The following is an 18,586-nucleotide window of genomic DNA, read 5'->3' as shown; positions in this document are numbered from 1 at the left end:
AAAGAGGCCCGACCCAGATGACATTCCAGCCCCGCGGTTTTGATTTCCTCAAGGATGTCGACGTCCGCCTGACTGTCGAACTTGGCAGCACATCGATGAAACTCAAGGACGTGCTCGGCCTGGGTGAGGAATCGGTGGTGATGCTCGACCGCATGACCGACGAACTGCTCGACGTGATGGTCAACGGCAAGCTGATAGCGCGCGGCGAAGTGGTCGCACAGGGCGACAGGTTCGGCCTGCGTATCGTCGAGCTGCTTGGCAGTGAGCCGGATGTCGCCGCGCCCGCCCCTGCACCTCGCAAGGCCACCAAGGGGGATGCGGGCTGATGCTCTGGTATATCCTCAAGCTGCTGGTCCTGCTGCCACTGATCGGCGGTCTGGCTTACGCAAGCCTCAAGTTCGCCAAACGCATGGAAGGTCGGTTCACGGCCGGGAGCGGACAGAAGGCGGTCCGCATCATCGAAACCCAGATGCTCAGCCCTACGCTGCGCTTGGCCGTCCTCGAATTTCATGGCCGGGAGATCCTCGTCTCGGCGGGCAAGAACGGCATCGTGCGGCTTGCCGAAGCCCCTGCCCGGCCCAAGGCGGACGTGGAGGACGCGCCGTGAAGCGTATCGTTTCCACGCTGGCGACAGCGCTGATCCTGTTGCCGCACCACGCTATGGCGGCGGTTGCTTCGGGGCCTGCCCCGGCGCAGCAGCCAGCCGCGATCTCGGGCGCGCTCGACCGGGCGTTTGGCCAGATTGCGGGTGCGCAGGGGGGCGGTTCGCTGTCGCTTTCGCTGCAACTCCTGCTGATCATGGGCTTGCTGACGATCCTGCCCTCGCTGGTACTTATGATGACCAGCTTCACGCGGATACTGATCGTGCTGTCGATCCTGCGGCAGGCGATGGGGCTGCAGCAATCGCCGCCTAATCAGGTGCTTATCGGGCTTTCGCTGTTCCTGTCGCTGTTCGTGATGGGGCCGACACTCGACAAGGTGAACGCGAACGCGATCCAGCCCTATTCGGCAGGGCAGATCGGCGTGGAGCAGGCCTTCATCAACGGAGGCCGCGAGTTTCACGCCTTCATGATCCGTCAGACGCGCGAAACGGACCTGCGCATGTTTGCCGACATCGCCAAGGCCCCGCGCTTCGCCAGTGCCGCCGAGGTGCCCTATTCGATCCTGCTTCCGGCCTATGTGACCAGCGAACTCAAGACCGCGTTCCAGATCGGCTTCATGCTGTTTCTGCCGTTTCTGGTGATCGACCTTGTGGTGTCATCAGTGCTGATGAGCCTTGGCATGATGATGATGAGTCCGACGATCGTGTCGCTGCCATTCAAGCTGCTGCTGTTCGTGCTGGTCGATGGCTGGGCGCTGCTGATGGGCAGCCTTGCCGCGAGCTTCGGGTGACCGCGATGAATGATACTGCTTCCCTCCTTTCGCTGGCCGACCGTATGCTCTGGATCACCGCGCTCGTGGCCGCTCCGATCCTGATCGCCTCGCTGGCCGTCGGCCTTGTCGTCGGCGTAATTCAGGCGGCGACTTCGGTGAACGAGCAGACGCTGACGTTTGTGCCGAAGCTGGCCGTCACTGCGCTTGTGCTGGTGCTGTTCGGCAGCGCGATGCTGGGTCTGGTCGGGGATTTCACCAAGGAAATCTTCGACCAGATTGCCATGACCGGGCGCTGACGGGTGCTGCAGCTCAACTTCGGATTTGGCGCGCTCGAGGCCGATTTCTGGCACTTCGTGTTCGTGATGACGCGGATCGGCGCGGCGATGATGGCTGCCCCGCTGTTCGGCATGGCCACCGTGCCGCCGCAAGTGCGGGTGATCACCACCGGCGCAATCGCGCTGCTGGTCTGCGCATGGACGCCCGTGGTCGCGCCGACTGCGCTGCTGTCGCTGGCAGGAATGCTGATCGTTGCCAACGAGGTACTGATCGGGCTGGCGCTCGGCTTTGCCCTGCAACTAACCTTTGCCGCGCCAACGCTAGCGGCCGAGATCATCGGCGGCGCCATGGGCATGTCGATTGCGACGACCGCCGATCCGGTCAGCGGTGCAAGCTCGCCCGCCATGGGCCAGTATTTCGCGGTGGTGCTGACCGTGATCTTCCTTGGCACCGGCGCGCACCTCAACTGGATCGCGCTGATCGTCGAAAGTTATCGCACGTTCCCGCCGGGCGCCGCATGGCTCGCGCCTGAGCGGATGGAATTGATCACCGAATTTGCCGGAACGATGTTCGTGACCGGGCTGCTTATCGCACTGCCGGTCACGCTGATCCTGCTGCTGGTTCAGGTAACGACCGGCATCATCAGCCGCTCGGCGCCTGCGCTAAACCTGTTTTCGCTGGGCCTTCCTGCCGGCGTGCTGGCGGGGTTGGCGGCGATGATCACTGCGGCACCGATGCTGACCGACCTGATGGTCGACATGTCTGCGGGTGCGGTGGAGAACGCCGCTGCATTGCTCGCCCGCACGGAGTAGTCTGCCGTGGCCGAAACCGAGGGCGAGAAGTCCTTTGCCCCTACCGACAAGCGCAAGAAGGACGCCGCCAAGAACGGCGACGTCTTGCGTTCGCGCGATCTGGCGACGGCAGTGGGCGTGCTGGTCGGCGCGGTCTGGCTGAAGTTTGCCGGGCCTTGGGTATTCGATATGTTGCAGGATACTCTGCGTGCGTCGCTGACGATGGACCGTAAGGTGATCGAAGACTTTGCGCCGCGCAAGATGCTGATCGGGGCGATGATCACCGCATTGCCGCCGGTTTTTCTGCTTGGCGGACTGGTGCTGGCGGCTTCAGTCTTCTCGCAGATCGGCATGTCGGACGGGCGCTGGATTCCGTCGAACCTTGCTCCCAAGGCTTCGCGGATCAATCCGTTATCGGGCCTCAAGCGAATGTTCGGTTCGCAAGGCTGGATCGAGCTGGCCAAGGGTCTGGCCAAGCTCACGCTGATGGGGGCAATTGCTTGGGTCTGGGCTTCGGGCGAGATATCGCGCCTGATCGGGCTGGGTCATGGTGACGTCCACGACCACCTGACGATGGCTTGGGATGCGATTACCTCGCTTGCCTTCGCGCTGGCCTCGGGCCTGATGGTGATCGCGCTGATCGACTTTCCGATCCAGTGGCTGCGCCGTTTCTTCCGCCTGCGCATGACGTTGCAGGAGATCAAGGACGAGTCCAAGGAGTCCGAAGGTTCTCCCGAGCAGAAAGCGGCGATCCGCCAAAAGCAGCGCCAGTTCGCCATGGGCGCAATGCAATCGGCGATGCTGAAGGCGCAGTTCGTGATAACCAACCCAACGCACTTTTCGGTGGCGATGGTCTATGATCCCGACATTGCCCCCGCCCCGGTGGTTCTGGCCAAGGCGCGTGGCGAAAAGGCGCTGGCCATGCGGCAACTGGCCGCAGAAATGGGTGTTCCGACGCTGGAAATCCCTCCGCTGGCCCGCTCGGTCTATTTCACCACGCGCGAAAATCAGGTGATCCGCGAAGATCTTTATGCGGCAGTGGCAGTGGTGCTGGCATTCGTCCTGTCACTGAAGCGGGGCGACGCGCCGGTGCTGCCGCCTATCGACCTGCCGATGCACATGCGGTTCGACACGGAAGGCCGTCCCGAAATTGTCGCAAGCCTTAACCCCGCTGCGGCCCGGCCGTCCTAAGAGTCATGGCTACAACCTCGTCCACCGCATCGACCTCGGCCACCGCCCAGATCATCTCGTCGCTGGGCGCCGGTAGCGGCATCAACACCTCGCAACTGGCTGAGCAGCTCGCCGCCGCTCAGTTCGCTCCGAGGCTCGACCAGCTTTCGACAAAGAACGAAAAGCTGACCGCGCAGATTTCGAGCGCGTCGAATCTCAAGTCACTGATGAGCACGCTCGCCACCTCAGTGGGATCGCTGATCCGCACCGGCGATCTGGCCGTCACACCTTCGATCACCAGCGCCAGCGTGGCCGCCGTCAGCAAGGGCACAGCCACCGGCAGCGGCACCTATTCGCTTGAAGTCACCAGCCTGGCCAATGCGCAGAAGCTGGTGATGCCAGCCTATTCGTCGCCCACCGCAACGGTTGGTTCGGGAACGCTGACGTTACGTTTCGGGACGGTTTCGGGCGGGGGCTTCACCCCAGACGCTACCCAAACCGCAGTCGACATCGCAGTACCCACCGGCGCAACACTGGCCGACGTTGCCACGGCGATCAATGCTTCGGGCGCGGGCGTCACTGCCTATATCGCAAACGGCGCGGCGGGTGCGCAACTCGTGCTCAAGGGCAAGGAGGGCGCGACGAGCGGCTTCGAGATCGAAGTGACGCCGGACGTCGGAGGAGAAGCGCTGTCCAATCTGGCCTGGAGCGCGGCGACCAACACCGCGCAGCTCAAGTCCACCGCGAGCGATGCCGCGTTCAGCATCGACGGTGTCGACTACACATCGAAAAGCAACACGGTGAACGACGTCGTGCCGGGGCTGAACCTGAAGCTGACCGGCACCAACGCAGGTTCGCCCGCTACGGTGAGTTTCAGCGATCCTTCGAGCAACATCTCCTCGGCGATGACCGATCTGGTCGATGCGCTGAACGAGGTCGTATCGCAGCTGACTTCGGCGATGGACAAGAGCAGCGGCGATCTCAATAGCGATCCCGGCGCGCGCGCGCTGCGCAGCGCGCTGACCGCGCTTGCGGGCACCAGGATCATGGTCAATGCGGCCGATGGCGAGCCTTCGACGCTGGGCGACCTCGGCCTCAAGATCCAGCGGGACGGCACATTCACACTCGACACAGATCGGCTTTCGGCGACGCTCAAGGATCATCCGCAAGCCGCGGGTGCCATGTGGACGACGGGGGTTTACGGGGTCTATTCGTCCATCGACAAGATCGCCCGAGCCGCAGCATCGACCACCAGCGGCGCATCGCTCGGCAGTTCGATCACACGCTATACGGCGCTGCAGAAAACCGTGTCCGAAAAGTCGACCGACCTCACCGAAAAGCAGGAAGACATGCGCCAGCGACTGGTCTCCCGATTTGCGGTGATGGACACACGCGTTTCGGGTTCGCAATCCACCCTTACTTTTCTCAAGGCGCAGATCAGCGCCTGGAACTCGACGGGCAATAATTGATGCTGCACCACCGCAACGACCCGACCGAAGCCTATCGCCGCGTCGATTTCGACGCTCGGGTACGCGGTGCGGATTCGCGCCAGCTTGTCGACCTTTGCCTTGAACAGGTCATCGGGTCGCTTGGCCGGGCGCTGCATGCACAGGGCCGCAAGGACAATTCAGCCAAGAGCGCTGCACTTACCCGTGCAGTCTCGGCGCTCACCGCGCTGCAGATGGGCGTGGACATGGCCAACCCAACGGCTCCTGCGCTGATGCAGATGTATCAGTCTGCGCGCGGCGCAGTGCTCGATTGCGTGACGCGGTTCGACGCGGGCAAGCTGGCGACAATCCGGCAGGACTTCACCGAAATTCGCGAAGCTATGCTGCACGGCATGACGGCTGCCTGACCTGACCCTAAGGTTTGTCGCAATAGAGCCCGGCAACCCGGTTACGGGATGCCGGGCTCGTTGTTTTCCCGCGCCACAGGGGACACGCGGTGCGGGAAACTCCAGGGCTTCGTTCAACTCATGCTGCAGCAGGCGATCAGTGCGGTGCCGAGATCGTCAAGCGCCAGTTCGCTGTCGGCTGCGCCGGCATCGATGGCTGCGGACGGCGCTTCGGCCACCAGCGCGGTGCTGCGATCCTGCGCGAATGTCTTGCAGCCGGAATCACGCATGATCCTCAGGCCCTTGGCACCATCACTGCCCATGCCGGTCAGCACTGCGGCCGCCGCCGGGACCGAACCGCGCGCGATCGACCCGAACAGCAGGTTTGCCGAGGGGCGCATGCCTTCGACCGGATCACGATCGATCAGGCGCAGCTTGGGCGGACTGCCGGGTTCGATCACCGCGTGGCGATCAGGATCGAACGCGATGTGAATCGTTCCGGGTGTAAGCGGCGTGCCGTCCTTGGCTGCCTTGACCGCGCACTTGAGCTCGCCGTCCATACGCTTGATGAAAGTCTCCACAACCGCAGGTTCTGCATTGAGCGCAATCACGGTTGGCGGGCACTTTTCGGGGAAGTAGGTCAGCATCTGGGTCAGCGCGTCGATCCCGCCCATCGAGGCGGAGAGTGCGACAATGTGGCCGTTCCATTCGAAATGCGTGTCAGCCTGCTTGTGCTCACGCGGGGCCCGGCGATCCTTGACGTTGCTGTTGGCTGCCGCGAGCACGATCTTGCCGAGCTTGCCCACAGTCTTGCTGAACTGCTCGGGCGTCGCCTTGAGCGGTTTGGGGAAGCATTCGACCGCCCCCAGTTCATAGGCCTTGAGCGAGGTCTCCGTTCCGGCCTGGGTAAGACTGGACAGCATGACCACAGGCAGCGGGGCAGACCCCATGATTTCGGCGAGGAACTCGATCCCGCTCATGCCCGGCATTTCCACGTCGAGCGTAACGACATTGGGCTTCAGGTCGCGAATCTGGTCACGTGCTTCGGCCGCGTTGGCCGCAGCTCCGATGACCGTCACGTTCTTTGCCTGGTCGAGAATGTCGGAAAACAAAGCCCGCATTGCCGCAGAATCGTCGACCACCAGAACCCGTGCTTCGTGCATTTGCAATAAACCTCTTCGTCCGGCGAACCTTGCGCCTTGACGCCTTTCCTACGCGCGAAGGGCCGAGCAATTCATGTGCTGCACCTTACGTATCTCACCCTAGGCCCTGCGAAAGCGGACCTTTGCCCTCATGGTCTATCCGATGAACAACAGTCGCCGTGTCCGGACAATTCCGGCTCCGGCCCCATCATCCGGAGGACAACCGTCCGATGTCGTCGATCTCCCTGCCAGCCCGTTGCGACCGCGCCGCAGCCGAAGCCTTGCTGCCTGAACTTGTTGCAGCGCTCGGGTCTGGGCCGTTGCGGATCGACGGGCGCGAATGCGTGCAGGTCGGACAGGCGATGCTGCAGCTGCTGGTCAGCGCCCGCCAGACAGGGGACGGTGCGGTGATCGACCCCTCGTCTGCCTTGCGCGAAGCCGTCGGCATCGCCGGGCTGTCGGAAGAACTGTTCGGAGGGGTGGAAGCATGAACGCCGAAGAAATCCAGGCTATCTTCTTCGCCGAGTGCGAAGAATCGCTGGCAGCTGCCGAACAGGGTCTGGCCGCCTGCAAGGAAGGCACGCAGGACGACGATACGGTAAACGCCGTCTTCCGCGGCGTGCATTCGATCAAGGGCGGTGCGGGCGCTTTCGGCTATATCGCACTCCAGGGCTTTACCCATGTTTTCGAGACGCTGCTGTCCGACGTCCGCGACAAGACGGTCGACATCACCGAGCCGCTGATCGACCTGATGCTGCGTGCGCTCGACACACTGAGCGATCACGTGACGGCGGCGCGCGATTCCAGCGAGCCACCAGATGACGACGTTCTTCAGGCGGAATTGACGGCGGCCATGGCGGCCAATGCCGGAAATGCCCCAGACACAACTGTGCCTCAGCCGGCGCCAGCCTCGGCCCCGCAGGTTGTTGCTGAAACGCATGACGATGCCAGCGACGATTTCGGCCTGGACTTCGATCTGGACGCCCTGCTTGCCGACATCTCCGACGATATGGGGACGCCAGCGGAGCTTGCCGAACAGCCGCGTTGGGAAGTGCGCCTGCGCCCACACGCCGCCGCAATGCGCAATGGCAGCGAGCCCATTCTTATGCTGCGCGAAATGGCCGACCTTGGTGGCCGCTGCACGGTTTGCGATGTTTCTTCGGTTCCGCCGCTCGATTCCTTCAACTCCGACATCGGCTACCTGGGCTGGGTGTTCACCTTCCCGGCCGATGTGAGCGAATCCTCGGTCCGCGAGATATTCGACTTCGTCGGCGACGATTGTTCGCTGGCATTTGGCACTGGTACCGAGATGCCGCCGGTGCGCTATCCCTTGCCCATAGATGCGGTCGCAGCCGAAACAAATTCTGCACAGGCGGCGCCGGAAAACGTTGCAGCAACGCCCGGCGGCGGTGATGCGCCTTCAGAACCGCTGCCAATCGGGGGCGACGTTCAGTCGGTGCGCGCCCAACAAGCGCCACCTGCGCCGCCCGCACCGGGCCAGTCGATCCGCATCGAATTGAACAAGCTCGACAAGCTGATCGATGCGGTGGGTGAACTTGTAATTGCCCAGGCGATGATGGCGCAGCGCCTTTCGGGCGAAGGCTTTGCCGCCTCCGAAGAAATGACGCTGATCGAGGGCCTGACCCGCGACATCCAGGAATCGGCCATGGCGATCCGCGCGCAGCCGATCGGCTCGGTGTTCAGCCGCGTGCCGCGCATCTTGCGCGAACTGGCGTCCTCTACCGGCAAGCACGTCCGGCTCGAAGTCTCGGGCGAAAGCACTGAGCTCGACAAGACCGTGATCGAACGGCTGGGCGAGCCGCTGACCCACCTGATCCGCAACGCTGTCGATCACGGCATCGAGCCCGCGGACGAGCGCATTGCGGCGGGAAAATCGGCCGAAGGCACGCTGACTCTGTCGGCCGAACATCGTTCGGGCCGCATCCTCATCCGCATCGGCGACGACGGCAAGGGCATCGACCGCGAACGGGTATTCGCCAAGGCAGTCGAGAAAGGTCTGATCGCGCCCGAAACGGTGTTGAGCAAGGAAGAGATCGACCTGCTTATCTTCGCGCCAGGCTTTTCGACCGCGCAACAGGTCTCGAATATATCCGGGCGGGGCGTCGGCATGGACGTCGTCCGTCAGAACGTGAAGGATCTGGGCGGACGGATAACCATCGAATCCGAACCGGGTTCGGGCACGACGTTTACACTCACCCTGCCGCTCACTCTGGCGATTTCGGATGGCATGGTTGTCAATGTCGGCGATCAGACGCTGGTCGTCCCGCTCGCCAACGTGGTCGAGAGCCTGCGGCCTGAGCCGAACGAGGTGCAGGGTCTTGGTGCCAACCGCTGCATGATCAACGTGCGCGGAAGGTTCATTCCGGTGATCCCGCTGAGCACGTCTGTCGGTGCGATCGGCGCGGCCGAACATCCGCAGGACGGCGTGCTGATCGTGGTGGAAACCGAAGGCGCAGGACGTGCCGCCCTGCTCGTGGACGCGATCTGCGACCAGCGCCAGGTCGTTATCAAGAGCCTCGACACCCATTACCGCTCTGTCGAGGGCGTGGCCGGGGCGACCATTCTGGGCGACGGGCGCGTGGCACTGATCGTCGATGTCGACAGTCTGGTTTCGCGCAGCCTTGCGGCTGCAACGCCTGCCGCACTGGCAGAAGCGGCATGAGCTTGATGGAAGCTCTCGATGCATCGATGCCGGGGGTCAGTCCCGGGGTCTATGACGATGCCGATTTCCGCGCGATTAGCGAAATCGCCCACAAGGAAGCAGGCATCGTCCTGCCAACCGGCAAAGCGATGCTGGTCTATTCGCGGCTGGCCCCACTGGTGCGCAACACGGGCTGCGCAACTTTCGGCTCTTATGTCATCCGCATCCGCGAGGACGCCGCCGAGCGCCAGAAGGCCATTTGCGCGCTGACCACCAATCACACATTCTTTTACCGCGAATCCCACCATTTCGAGCACTTTGCGAGCGAGGTGCGCCCCGGCTTCGTCGACCGTCTGCAGCAGGGCGGCAAGGTGCGGCTGTGGTCGGCGGGCTGTTCGAGCGGCGAGGAGACCTGGTCGCTGCTGATGACCTTTCTCGGCTCCGATCATGCCAAAGGCATCGACATCGCGCGGCGCGATTTGCGACTGCTGGCCAGCGATATTGCGACGCACGCCCTGACCAAGGCCCGCGCTGCGACATACCGCGCCGAAGACATCAAGGCGGTGCCCGACGAACTGAGCCGACTCTGGACCCGAACCAGCGGTGAAGAAACGACGATCGCGCCTGAGGTGCAGCAATTGGCACGCTTTCGTTCGCTCAACCTGCTCGGCGACTGGCCGATGAAGGGGCAGTTCGACGTGATCTTCTGCCGCAATGTCATGATCTATTTTGACAATCCCACCAAGGAACGCCTTGTCGAACGCTTCGCCGAAAAGCTCGTGCCGGGAGGGTGGCTGTACATCGGCCATTCCGAACGCGTGACCGGACCGGCGCTAGACCAGCTTTCGACCATGGGTCCCACCATCTACCGCAAGAGGGCCGCATGACTATTCGCGTCGTGATCATCGACGATTCCCCCACCATGCGCGCCATCCTGATGAACCGGCTCAGCAGGGAGTCTGATATCGAAGTGGTGGCCGCTGCCGCCAATGCCGCCGAAGGCCGTCAGATGATCCGCGAGCTGGACCCCGATGTGGTCACGCTCGACATTGAAATGCCGGGGATGAACGGTCTGGATTTCCTCGCCAAGATCATGGAACTGCGCCCCACGCCGGTGATCATCGTGTCCGGATCGACCCAGGCGGGCAACGAAATGTCGGCCCGAGCGCTCGCGCTGGGCGCGGTGGATTGCTACGCCAAATCAGGCGGAGGTTCCGGTCTCGACGACGCTGGCCGATTGGCACAGATGATCCGCGAAGCAGCGAATGTCCAGTTCACGGTCCACGCGCCTGCCACCCAACGCGTGGCCAACGAGGCGCGCGTTTGCCTGATCGAACGACCCGCGCTGATCGCGATCGGCTCGTCGACAGGCGGCGTCGAGGCGCTTCAGACCGTGCTTGGCAGCTTTCCGGCTGACTGCCCGCCGACGATGATTGTTCAGCACATCAATTCGCGGTTTGCGCCTGCCGTGGCGCGCACACTGGACCAGTCGTGCCCGCCCAGGATCATGATTGCCGAACCGGACATGCCGCTCAAGCCCGGCCACGTTTATCTCGCGCCGGGCGACGAGCGGCACCTTTCGGTCGGCGGTTCAAGCAACTTCCATTGCAGATTGCGTCCCGGCGAGCCGGTTTCCGGCCACCAGCCGAGCGTGGACGTGCTGTTTTCGTCGGTCGCAGAGGTTGTCGGCGCGCGTGCCGTCGGCATCCTGCTGACCGGCATGGGTGCGGACGGCGCGCAGGGCCTGCTGGCCATGGCCCGAAAAGGTGCCCATACCATCGCGCAGGACGAGGCAACGTGCACGGTTTTCGGCATGCCGCGCGCTGCCATCAACATCGGCGCGGCCAAGGTCATCTCACCGCTGGGCTCCATTGCCCGGCAGCTGTTCAGCAAGGCTGCCTGAGATGAGCATCCATACGCCAATTTCCAATGCGCCAGCGACAGAGCGGGTGACGGTCATGCAGGGGCAGGCCATAGCCAGCGCAAATCTGGCCGCCGAGTTTTCGACAGTGCTGGGATCATGCGTGGCGACCTGCCTTTACGACCCCGACGCGCACATTGGCGGGATGAACCACTTCCTACTGTCCGAACCACCCGCCAATGCGTCCGGCACCCAGATCGACGAGCATTACGGCGTCTATCTGATGGAACTTCTGGTCAACGAGATGCTGGCCAAGGGTGCGCGCAAGTTCAACCTCAAGGCCCATCTCTATGGCGGGGCCAACGTCAATCGCAACATGATGAAGATCGGTTCGATGAACGCCGACTTCGCCCGCGAATTCCTCAGGCGCGAAGGCATTCTGCTGATGCGCGAAGATCTTGGCGGCACGCAAGCCCGCCGCGTCGATTTCCGCCCGGCTTCGGGCCAGGTCCGCTGCCGCACGGTAGAAGACCGGTTCGCGCCCCCTGTACAACCCACCCCGCGCCCGGCGGTCGCCCACGGCGACGTCGAACTGTTCTGATCGGAAAAGCGAGTCCAAGCATGAACAAGTCCACCAGGATCCTAACTGTAGACGACAGTCCGTCGATGCGTGCCCTCCTCAACCACGCTCTGGCGGGCCAAGGGTTCGATGTTGCCCAAGCGGAGGACGGCATGGCCGCGCTCGATTGGCTGGCCATGAACGAAGTCGACGTCGTCATCACCGACATCAACATGCCCCGCCTCGACGGCTTCGGCCTGATCGAGCGCCTGCGCGAGGGCAGCCGCCACCGCGACCGCCCGATCCTTGTTCTGACCACCGAAAGCTCCGAGGAAAAGAAGGCCCGAGCGCGCGCCGCCGGCGCAACAGGTTGGATCGTCAAGCCATTCGATCCCGACAAGCTGGTCGCCGCAGTGCGCCGCGTCTCCCACTGATTTCACGCTCGAAAGGAGCCAATCCATGCTGCGCGAACTGATCACGTTCGAAGTCGAAGGCCAGGTCTTCGGACTCGATATCATGGCCATCCGCGAAATCCGCGCCTGGTCGCCAACGACCCGCCTGCCCCGCGTGCCGAGCTACGTTGCAGGCGTCGTCAACTTGCGCGGCACGGTGCTGCCGGTGATCGACCTTGCCGCCCGCCTCGGTTGGCGCGCGACCGAGGCTACCCCGCGCCACGCGATCATCGTCACCCAGCAGGGCGCGCAGATCTCGGGCTGGATCGTCGACTCGGTCAGCGACATTGTCACGCTGGACAGCCAAGCGCTGCAGCCCCCGCCACCGACCTCGGCGGGCGATACGGTCGTGCCCTTCCTCGAAGGCCTCGCCGCTATAGAGGACAGCATGGTCATGGTCCTCAACCTTGCCGCGCTGTCTGACGGCGCAGAGATCGCCGAAGCTGCCTGAACCCAGGAGGGAGCCCGCCGTGGCCCAACCAACCCACCGCCAGATTGCCGTCGTACTCGAGGAACTCGCCGAAGAGGTCGAGGCCCTTGGTGCCGCGCTGTGCAGCGACATGGACATTGCCCTGCGGCACATGGACAAGCTGCAGGCCATCGACCTTATCGCCCAGAAGCAGCGCTCGCTCGGCAACTTGCTTGTGGCTGACCGCCCCGCCGAAGAAATCGAGCGAATCGCGATAGATGTGCTGCGCGACCGCATGCGGCTATCGGGCTAGATCACCATTCATCGGCCAGCGCATGTCGTTGGTCGAGCGTAACGGGCACGCCTTGCCGATCTGTTCCATCGGCGGGGTATGAAGTTTCCACAGAAACAATCCTTGCGCGCGCTTCTATATGGCGGGGCCGCCGTTCTTGTTGCCATTTCGGCTCATGCGCATGCTGCCGAACCGGCGGCGGTGCCGGCCGTTCCCGAAGCATCCGGCAGCGATGGGCGTACCGTTTTCACGCCAGCCGATTTTGCCCGCTTTGCTCCGCGCAACGCGCTCGACATGCTGCGGCAGGTTCCCGGCTTCTCGATCCGCGAGGGCGAGGAAGCACGCGGTCTCGGGCAGGCCAGCGGCAACGTATTGGTCAATTCGCAGCGGCTTTCGTCAAAGTCCGACGACATCTGGACGCAACTTTCGCGCATCCCGGCCTCGTCGGTCGAGCGGATCGAACTGGTCGATGGCGCGCGGCTCGATATTCCGGGGCTGACTGGACAAGTCGCCAACGTCATTGCCCGCAGCGATACCTTCTCCGGCCAGTTCCGCTGGTCGCCTGAATTCCGCCCGCATTACGCCGACCCGCGCTTCACCAACGGGGAGATTTCGCTTTCGGGCAGACAAGGTCCGGTCGAGTACACGGTCAGCCTCGTCAACAATTCCAATCGCGGCGCGGCGGGCGGGCCTACGCTGATCACCGACCGCAATGGCGCGCTGGTCCAGACCCGCGAGGACGTGGTCAAGGCGCGGCGCGATGATCCCAAGCTGGCTGTGCGTCTCGCCATCGATGGACCGGGCACGTCCAAGGGCAATCTAAACGGCTCGTTCCAGCGTGTGCCCCGCCAGTTTACCGAGCGGTCGCTACGCACCGATGTGGACGGGACCGTAACCATCCGCGATCTCGTCGACCAGTCGTCGGCGCGCAACTGGGAGATCGGCGGAGACTGGGACTTCGCGCTCGGGCCGGGACGTCTGAAGCTCATCGGCCTGAACCGGCAGGAGCACGAACCCTATAGCCAGGCGGTGATTACCCGCTTTGACGACGGCACGCCTGCAATTGGCGACCGCTATGCCCAGACCGGCGACACGGCTGAGCGCATCGCGCGTGGTGAGTATTCCTGGAAAATGCTCGGCGGCGATTGGCAGCTTGCAGGGGAAGCCGCGTTCAATTCGCTGCGCAATGTTGCCAGCATAGCCGGGCTGGACAGCAGCGAGGCGTTCGTCGAGGTGCCTTTTCCCGAAGGCACGGGCGGGGTGAAGGAAGACCGGTACGACGCCAGCCTTTCGTTTAGCCGCCCCTTGTCGGAAACTATCACTCTGCAGGTGATCGGGGGTGCCGAGCGCTCGGTCCTGCGCCAGACTGGTGCGCCGTCGGGCACCGAGGGTCCACTCAGCCGCAGCTTCTTCCGGCCAAAGGGCTCGCTTTCACTGGCGTGGAAGGCGGGCAAAAGCCTTGATGTTTCACTGAAGCTCAAGCGCTCGGTGGGGCAGCTTTCGTTCTACGATTTCCTTGCCCGCCGCTTCCTCGACGATGGCAATGCCAACAGTGGCAACGCCGATCTTGTGCCGCAGCAGGACTGGTCTGCCGAGTTGGAACTGAACCGCAATCTGGGCGCGTGGGGATCGACCAAGTTGCGCCTCGTCGCGCGTAAGGTGCAGGACTATGTGACGGTCGTCCCGATCGGGACACTTGGTGAGAGCGTCGGCAATGTCGGCAGTGCGCACGAACGCCAGATCGTCAACAACACCACGCTGCAGTTCGATCCGCTCGGCTGGAAAGGCGCGCGGCTGGACCTCAACGTCGAACTGACCTTCACCAGCCTGAGGGACCCGTTCGATCCCGGCCGCCACATTCCCTATGGCGGGATCACCGACCGTTACTACGAAATCTCTTTCCGTCAGGACTTTCCCGGCACCGACTGGGCAGCGGGCGGATCGTACGAATACAATCGCCAGTCGCAGTATCATCGCCGGTACGAAATCGGTCGGGCCTTCGAGGGGCCGGTTTTTGCGGGGTTGTTCGTGGAGCACAAGGACGTGATGGGCCTTACGGTCAAGGCCGAAGCGCGCAACTTGCTCAATGGTCGCCAGCGGTGGGACCGGCAGGTCTTCGACGGGCCGAGGCCGGGCGCGCCGATCGCTTTTGTCGAAACGCGCGACCGGCTGATCGGCCCGATCTTCACGCTGACAGTGAAAGGCAGCATCTGATTGCAGAGGCCCCCCTTTCGGGTGTAGCGTCCGTCGCAGGTCATACGCCTGATGACGTATGACGCCCGGGCCCGATTTGGCTCATCTTGCACGTGGTACCGGGTATCGCGAGGAAAAGATGGACGGAGTTCGCGTAGGCAACAGACTGATCGGGACGCAAGCCCCGGTCACAATCGGCTGGGAGAACATCCCGAGAGTCGAGGGCGGGCCTGTAAAACAGTTCATCTTCACGTGGTTCCAGCCGACCGTACTCTTCGCGCTTCTGGCATTCTGGTATTATGCACCCAATTCCATCGCCAAGGCATCGACGGCCATCGGCATCGGCATAGGTTTCAAGGTGCTGTTGCTGGCGCTGGAATGGGTCAATCCGCGCTATGCAAGCTGGCGGCTGACCTGGAAAGAGTTGACCACCGACCTGTTCTACGTCGGGCTAGGTTACACGATCCTCAATCTGGTTGACGGCTACATCGGCAGCGATGTCATGGCCAAGGCGATCCAGACGAATTTCGACTGGGACAAGCTTGCCTGGTTCACCGGCCTGCCGCTGCTGCTTCAGGCCTTCCTGATCTCGTTCATTTTCGATTTCGGGCAATACTGGATGCACCGCGGGATGCACAACTGGTATCCGCTGTGGCTGCCCCACTCGGTGCATCACTACATCACGCAGTTGAACATCAACAAGGGAGCGGTCGGCAACCCGGTAGAGCTTTTCCTGATCGGCCTTGGTATCGGCGGGTTCTTCGATTTCCTGCCGCGTGCGTTCCTGCTTGCAGGCGCCTTCGGCATGGCGATCGGGACATACCAGCACATCAACGTCCGGTTCAACTCACCGCGCTGGTGGCGTTTCCTGTTCAACACGACCGAGCATCACAGCCTCCATCATTCGCAGGACTTCGAGGCCACCCGCAGCAACTATGCCGGATCCTACATCTTCATCGACCGCATGTTCGGCACCTGCATCGATGGAGAGGCCGAACTGCTCGGCATGGAAGGCGGACGCCGCATGACGATCCGCGAACAGATGACGTTCCCGTTCACCGAAGGCTGGAAGACGCTGAAGGAGAAATATGGGAGCGGGCAGTCGGGACAGCACACGGCCGTGCCAGCAGAATGACTGCGCCACTCGCCGCTCACCTGTCTCCTTTTGCGCATAACAGGCCTATCAAGGGACGTTTCGTGAATCTGCGTTTCATCGACTGGATCTGGCACGTACGTGGCAGCGTCCCTCTGCCGTCCGGCCAATCGAGCGACCAAGCGTTCGCACGGCTCGACCCGTTGTTCCACGAAGTCGGCACTACCTATGAGCGGTCCTCCGCCACGTTGACGTTCAGCAAGAAGGATCAGCCTGCGCAGGACAGCATGTCGGTTTTCGACAGCGGTGTTCTTCAGATCGAGGAAGGCACTGGCGGGCCGATTCTGCGCTATCGCCTGGGCAGCCGGGCCTTGCTGTTCTGCTTTCTCGTGCCGCTGCTGTTTCTGGCATTCGCGCAATTGACGATTGCTCTCAACGCATTTGAAAAGCCGGCCGTTGCAGGCGCATCCACTGCGGCCAAGGACGCCGACAAGAAAAAGCCGGAAGTGCGGCTCAACCCGATCGACAAGGCCTTGGGCGCGCCCGAGCCGGAAAAGCCCAAGGACGGCAAAGGCGACAAGCCCGAAAAGAAACCTACGCCGACTTCAGCCTATGTTTTTGCTGCGATCTTCGTGGCTCTATACGGCGTAGGACGGATTCTTGAGGACAGGCTGGTCAAGCGGCTGTTCATCCGGCGGTTGCAGGACGAGGTCCCTGCATCGGCCTGACCGGACGCAGGCCATTCACCTGCAAACGTCAAATTTGCCCACGACCAATCCCCTGCAAGGTCTGGACTTCCCCCCCCTTGCCGCGCAATGACTCTTGCCCATGTGGCAGCTTTACCAATTCCCTTTGTGCCCGTTCAGTCGCAAGGTGCGTCTCCTGCTCAGCGAGAAGGGCGTCGCCTATGATCTTGTGCGCGAGAACCCGTGGGACCGGCGCGAGGGCTTCGGGCACCTGAGTCCGGCCTATCGCACGCCGGCCATCCACAATACCGAGCGCGGGATCAGCCTCGCCGACAGCCGGGCGATCTGCGAGTATTTCGAGGAAACGGTCGACCGGTCGCCGATGATCAATGGGACGGCAGTGAACCGCGCCGAGATCCGCCGTCTTGTCGCGCTGTTCGACGAAAGCTTCTATGCCGATGTCACCGCGCCGATGCTCGACGAGCGGATGAAGAAGCGGTTGTTCTTTCGCAGTCCGCCCGACAGCCGCCTGCTGCGCGATGCGATGCGGCTGGCCGACGAGCATCTCGACTATATCGACTATCTGATCGACAACCGTCCATGGCTGGCGGGATCAACGATGAGCTTGGCCGACCTTGCCGCCGCTGCGCAGATTTCCGTCGCAGACTACCTCGGCGGTATAGACTGGTCAGGGCACGAACAGGCGCGCGGCTGGTACTCGGTGTTCAAGAGCCGCCCCAGCTTCCGTCCGCTGCTGGCCGAGCGCATGGATGTGATCCAACCGCCCAGCCATTATGCCGATGTAAACGCCTGAAATTTGCTCAGGCGGCTTTGGCTTTCACGCCGAACCGCCCGAACTTGCGGAAGCGTGTCATCCAGCGATCGAGGAACAGGCCGAGCGGTCGTGGGCTGACGCCGAGCGCCTCGATCCCCGGCAGCGTGCCCGTGGCGACGTTGCCCGCAGCCAGCAGCTTCCACTGATCGCTGGTGATCGGCGCACCGGGCAGCCACCCGGTCAGCGAGGCGATTGCGGCCGAGACCGCATCGGGCAGTTCGATCAAGACGGGCGAACGGCCTGCTGCCTTTGCAATCCGGCGATTGAGGTCACCCATGGTCACCACTTCGGGTCCGGCCAGCTCATAGGTCTTGCCGCCATGCACGCCGGGAGCGGTGAGGGCATTGGCAATGGCTTCGGCAGCATCGTCAACAAACACGGGCTGCAATCTGGCATTCGGGCCGAAGACCGGCAGCATCGGGAAAGAGGAAACGAGACCGCCGAACATGTTGAGGAACTTGTCATCCTCACCGAACAGGATCGAGGGACGTACAACGGTTGCGCTCGGAAAAGCAGCCAGGACGGCGACCTCGCCTTCGGACTTGGTGCGCGCATAGGGCACGTCGGAAGCTGCGTCAGCGCCGAGCGCGGAGACATGGACGAATGCCGTCGCGCCTGCGTCCTTCGCAGCCTGCGCCAGCCGCCCGGCCCCTTCGCCCTGCAGCGCATCGAGATCGCCAGCAAAAGCACCGACCAGATTGACCACCGCATCGACACCGGTCAGCGCGACGGCGACGGTGTGCGGCTTGGTCACGTCTACCGCGACTAGTTGCGTCTGGCCCAGACCGCCCAGCGGCTTGATCTGGAACGCGCGTTCGGGATGGCGGCTGCAAACGCGCAGCCGCGCGCCGCGCGCGAGTAGTTCCTGCGCCAGATGCGTGCCGAAGAAACCGGTGCCGCCGATCAGCGCGACCAGCTTGCCATCGAGATCGCGCGTCTTGCCCTGAATCATGTGAC

General features: G+C 63.0%; 22 protein-coding genes. 20 read left to right on the top strand and 2 right to left on the bottom strand.

The features are described from left to right. Window positions 1-17: 17 nt before the first annotated feature. The 8 genes from fliN to fliS are packed head-to-tail and all read left to right on the top strand — an operon-like array spanning window position 18 to window position 5,466. Complete coding sequence (gene fliN / locus RM192_RS02380; RefSeq protein ID WP_311505971.1) at window positions 18-326, top strand: flagellar motor switch protein FliN; 309 nt, start codon at window positions 18-20, stop codon at window positions 324-326. After that, window positions 326-607, top strand: coding sequence for a flagellar biosynthetic protein FliO (locus tag RM192_RS02375; protein WP_311505970.1), 282 nt, complete (start codon window positions 326-328; stop codon window positions 605-607). The genes fliN and RM192_RS02375 overlap by 1 nt, the downstream gene beginning before the upstream one ends. Before the next feature lie 53 nt (window positions 608-660). Then, window positions 661-1,392 carry a flagellar type III secretion system pore protein FliP gene (gene fliP / locus RM192_RS02370; protein WP_311508552.1) on the top strand — a complete coding sequence of 244 codons (732 nt, stop codon included), beginning with the start codon at window positions 661-663 and terminating at the stop codon, window positions 1,390-1,392. Window positions 1,393-1,397: 5 nt separating this feature from the next. Then, window positions 1,398-1,670: a flagellar biosynthetic protein FliQ gene (locus tag RM192_RS02365; protein ID WP_311505969.1), complete on the top strand. Its 273-nt coding sequence runs from the start codon at window positions 1,398-1,400 to the stop codon at window positions 1,668-1,670. A gap of 3 nt (window positions 1,671-1,673) precedes the next feature. Next, the gene (gene fliR, locus RM192_RS02360; protein WP_311505967.1) at window positions 1,674-2,462 is read left to right on the top strand and encodes a flagellar biosynthetic protein FliR; all 789 of its coding nucleotides are present in this window, start codon (window positions 1,674-1,676) and stop codon (window positions 2,460-2,462) included. 6 nt (window positions 2,463-2,468) lie between these two features. After that, window positions 2,469-3,632, top strand: coding sequence for an EscU/YscU/HrcU family type III secretion system export apparatus switch protein (locus RM192_RS02355; protein WP_311505966.1), 1,164 nt, complete (start codon window positions 2,469-2,471; stop codon window positions 3,630-3,632). A 5-nt stretch (window positions 3,633-3,637) separates the two neighbouring features. After that, window positions 3,638-5,080 carry a flagellar filament capping protein FliD gene (gene fliD, locus RM192_RS02350; RefSeq protein ID WP_311505965.1) on the top strand — a complete coding sequence of 481 codons (1,443 nt, stop codon included), beginning with the start codon at window positions 3,638-3,640 and terminating at the stop codon, window positions 5,078-5,080. Continuing rightward, window positions 5,080-5,466 (top strand): flagellar protein FliS, encoded by a 387-nt coding sequence (fliS, locus tag RM192_RS02345; RefSeq protein ID WP_311505964.1) that lies wholly within the window; start codon window positions 5,080-5,082, stop codon window positions 5,464-5,466. Before fliD ends, fliS begins: the two co-directional genes overlap by 1 nt. 113 nt (window positions 5,467-5,579) lie before the next feature. Here the strand turns inward: fliS and RM192_RS02340 are convergent, their stop codons facing one another. After that, a complete protein-coding gene (locus tag RM192_RS02340; protein WP_311505962.1) occupies window positions 5,580-6,608 on the bottom strand; it encodes a chemotaxis protein CheB in 1,029 nt (342 codons plus the stop codon). 209 nt (window positions 6,609-6,817) lie between these two features. On the opposite strand from RM192_RS02340, the gene RM192_RS02335 reads away from it, so the two are divergent. The 12 genes from RM192_RS02335 (at window position 6,818) to RM192_RS02280 (ending at window position 17,608) form a co-directional block, all read left to right on the top strand. Continuing rightward, window positions 6,818-7,078: an STAS domain-containing protein gene (locus RM192_RS02335; RefSeq protein ID WP_311505961.1), complete on the top strand. Its 261-nt coding sequence runs from the start codon at window positions 6,818-6,820 to the stop codon at window positions 7,076-7,078. After that, window positions 7,075-9,270: a chemotaxis protein CheA gene (locus RM192_RS02330; protein ID WP_311505959.1), complete on the top strand. Its 2,196-nt coding sequence runs from the start codon at window positions 7,075-7,077 to the stop codon at window positions 9,268-9,270. The genes RM192_RS02335 and RM192_RS02330 overlap by 4 nt, the downstream gene beginning before the upstream one ends. After that, a complete protein-coding gene (locus RM192_RS02325) occupies window positions 9,267-10,136 on the top strand; it encodes a protein-glutamate O-methyltransferase (protein WP_311505958.1) in 870 nt (289 codons plus the stop codon). Before RM192_RS02330 ends, RM192_RS02325 begins: the two co-directional genes overlap by 4 nt. Beyond that, complete coding sequence (locus tag RM192_RS02320) at window positions 10,133-11,152, top strand: chemotaxis response regulator protein-glutamate methylesterase (RefSeq protein ID WP_311505957.1); 1,020 nt, start codon at window positions 10,133-10,135, stop codon at window positions 11,150-11,152. Before RM192_RS02325 ends, RM192_RS02320 begins: the two co-directional genes overlap by 4 nt. Before the next feature lies 1 nt (window position 11,153). Then, the gene (locus tag RM192_RS02315) at window positions 11,154-11,711 is read left to right on the top strand and encodes a chemotaxis protein CheD (RefSeq protein WP_311505955.1); all 558 of its coding nucleotides are present in this window, start codon (window positions 11,154-11,156) and stop codon (window positions 11,709-11,711) included. A 20-nt stretch (window positions 11,712-11,731) separates the two neighbouring features. Beyond that, on the top strand, window positions 11,732-12,103 hold the full coding sequence (locus tag RM192_RS02310; RefSeq protein ID WP_311505953.1) for a response regulator: 372 nt from the start codon (window positions 11,732-11,734) through the stop codon (window positions 12,101-12,103). Window positions 12,104-12,128: 25 nt separating this feature from the next. Next, window positions 12,129-12,572 carry a chemotaxis protein CheW gene (locus RM192_RS02305; protein ID WP_311505951.1) on the top strand — a complete coding sequence of 148 codons (444 nt, stop codon included), beginning with the start codon at window positions 12,129-12,131 and terminating at the stop codon, window positions 12,570-12,572. 19 nt (window positions 12,573-12,591) lie between these two features. Beyond that, on the top strand, window positions 12,592-12,843 hold the full coding sequence (locus RM192_RS02300; protein WP_311505950.1) for a hypothetical protein: 252 nt from the start codon (window positions 12,592-12,594) through the stop codon (window positions 12,841-12,843). A 78-nt stretch (window positions 12,844-12,921) separates the two neighbouring features. Further along, window positions 12,922-15,036 carry a TonB-dependent receptor plug domain-containing protein gene (locus RM192_RS02295; protein ID WP_311505948.1) on the top strand — a complete coding sequence of 705 codons (2,115 nt, stop codon included), beginning with the start codon at window positions 12,922-12,924 and terminating at the stop codon, window positions 15,034-15,036. 118 nt (window positions 15,037-15,154) lie between these two features. After that, a complete protein-coding gene (locus RM192_RS02290; protein WP_311505947.1) occupies window positions 15,155-16,150 on the top strand; it encodes a sterol desaturase family protein in 996 nt (331 codons plus the stop codon). A 62-nt stretch (window positions 16,151-16,212) separates the two neighbouring features. Continuing rightward, window positions 16,213-16,836 carry a hypothetical protein gene (locus RM192_RS02285; RefSeq protein ID WP_311505945.1) on the top strand — a complete coding sequence of 208 codons (624 nt, stop codon included), beginning with the start codon at window positions 16,213-16,215 and terminating at the stop codon, window positions 16,834-16,836. A 100-nt stretch (window positions 16,837-16,936) separates the two neighbouring features. After that, window positions 16,937-17,608 carry a glutathione S-transferase family protein gene (locus RM192_RS02280; RefSeq protein WP_311505944.1) on the top strand — a complete coding sequence of 224 codons (672 nt, stop codon included), beginning with the start codon at window positions 16,937-16,939 and terminating at the stop codon, window positions 17,606-17,608. Window positions 17,609-17,615: 7 nt separating this feature from the next. Here RM192_RS02280 and RM192_RS02275 read toward each other — a convergent pair whose 3' ends face one another. Further along, entirely contained in the window at window positions 17,616-18,581 is a 966-nt protein-coding gene (locus RM192_RS02275) for a complex I NDUFA9 subunit family protein (protein ID WP_311505943.1), read from the bottom strand. Window positions 18,582-18,586 lie beyond the last annotated feature (5 nt).

This window comes from Novosphingobium sp. MMS21-SN21R, assembly GCF_031846015.1.
Classification (GTDB): domain Bacteria; phylum Pseudomonadota; class Alphaproteobacteria; order Sphingomonadales; family Sphingomonadaceae; genus Novosphingobium.
Note: the sequence above shows the minus strand (reverse complement) of the source record. Positions and strands in the feature narration are given on the sequence as shown.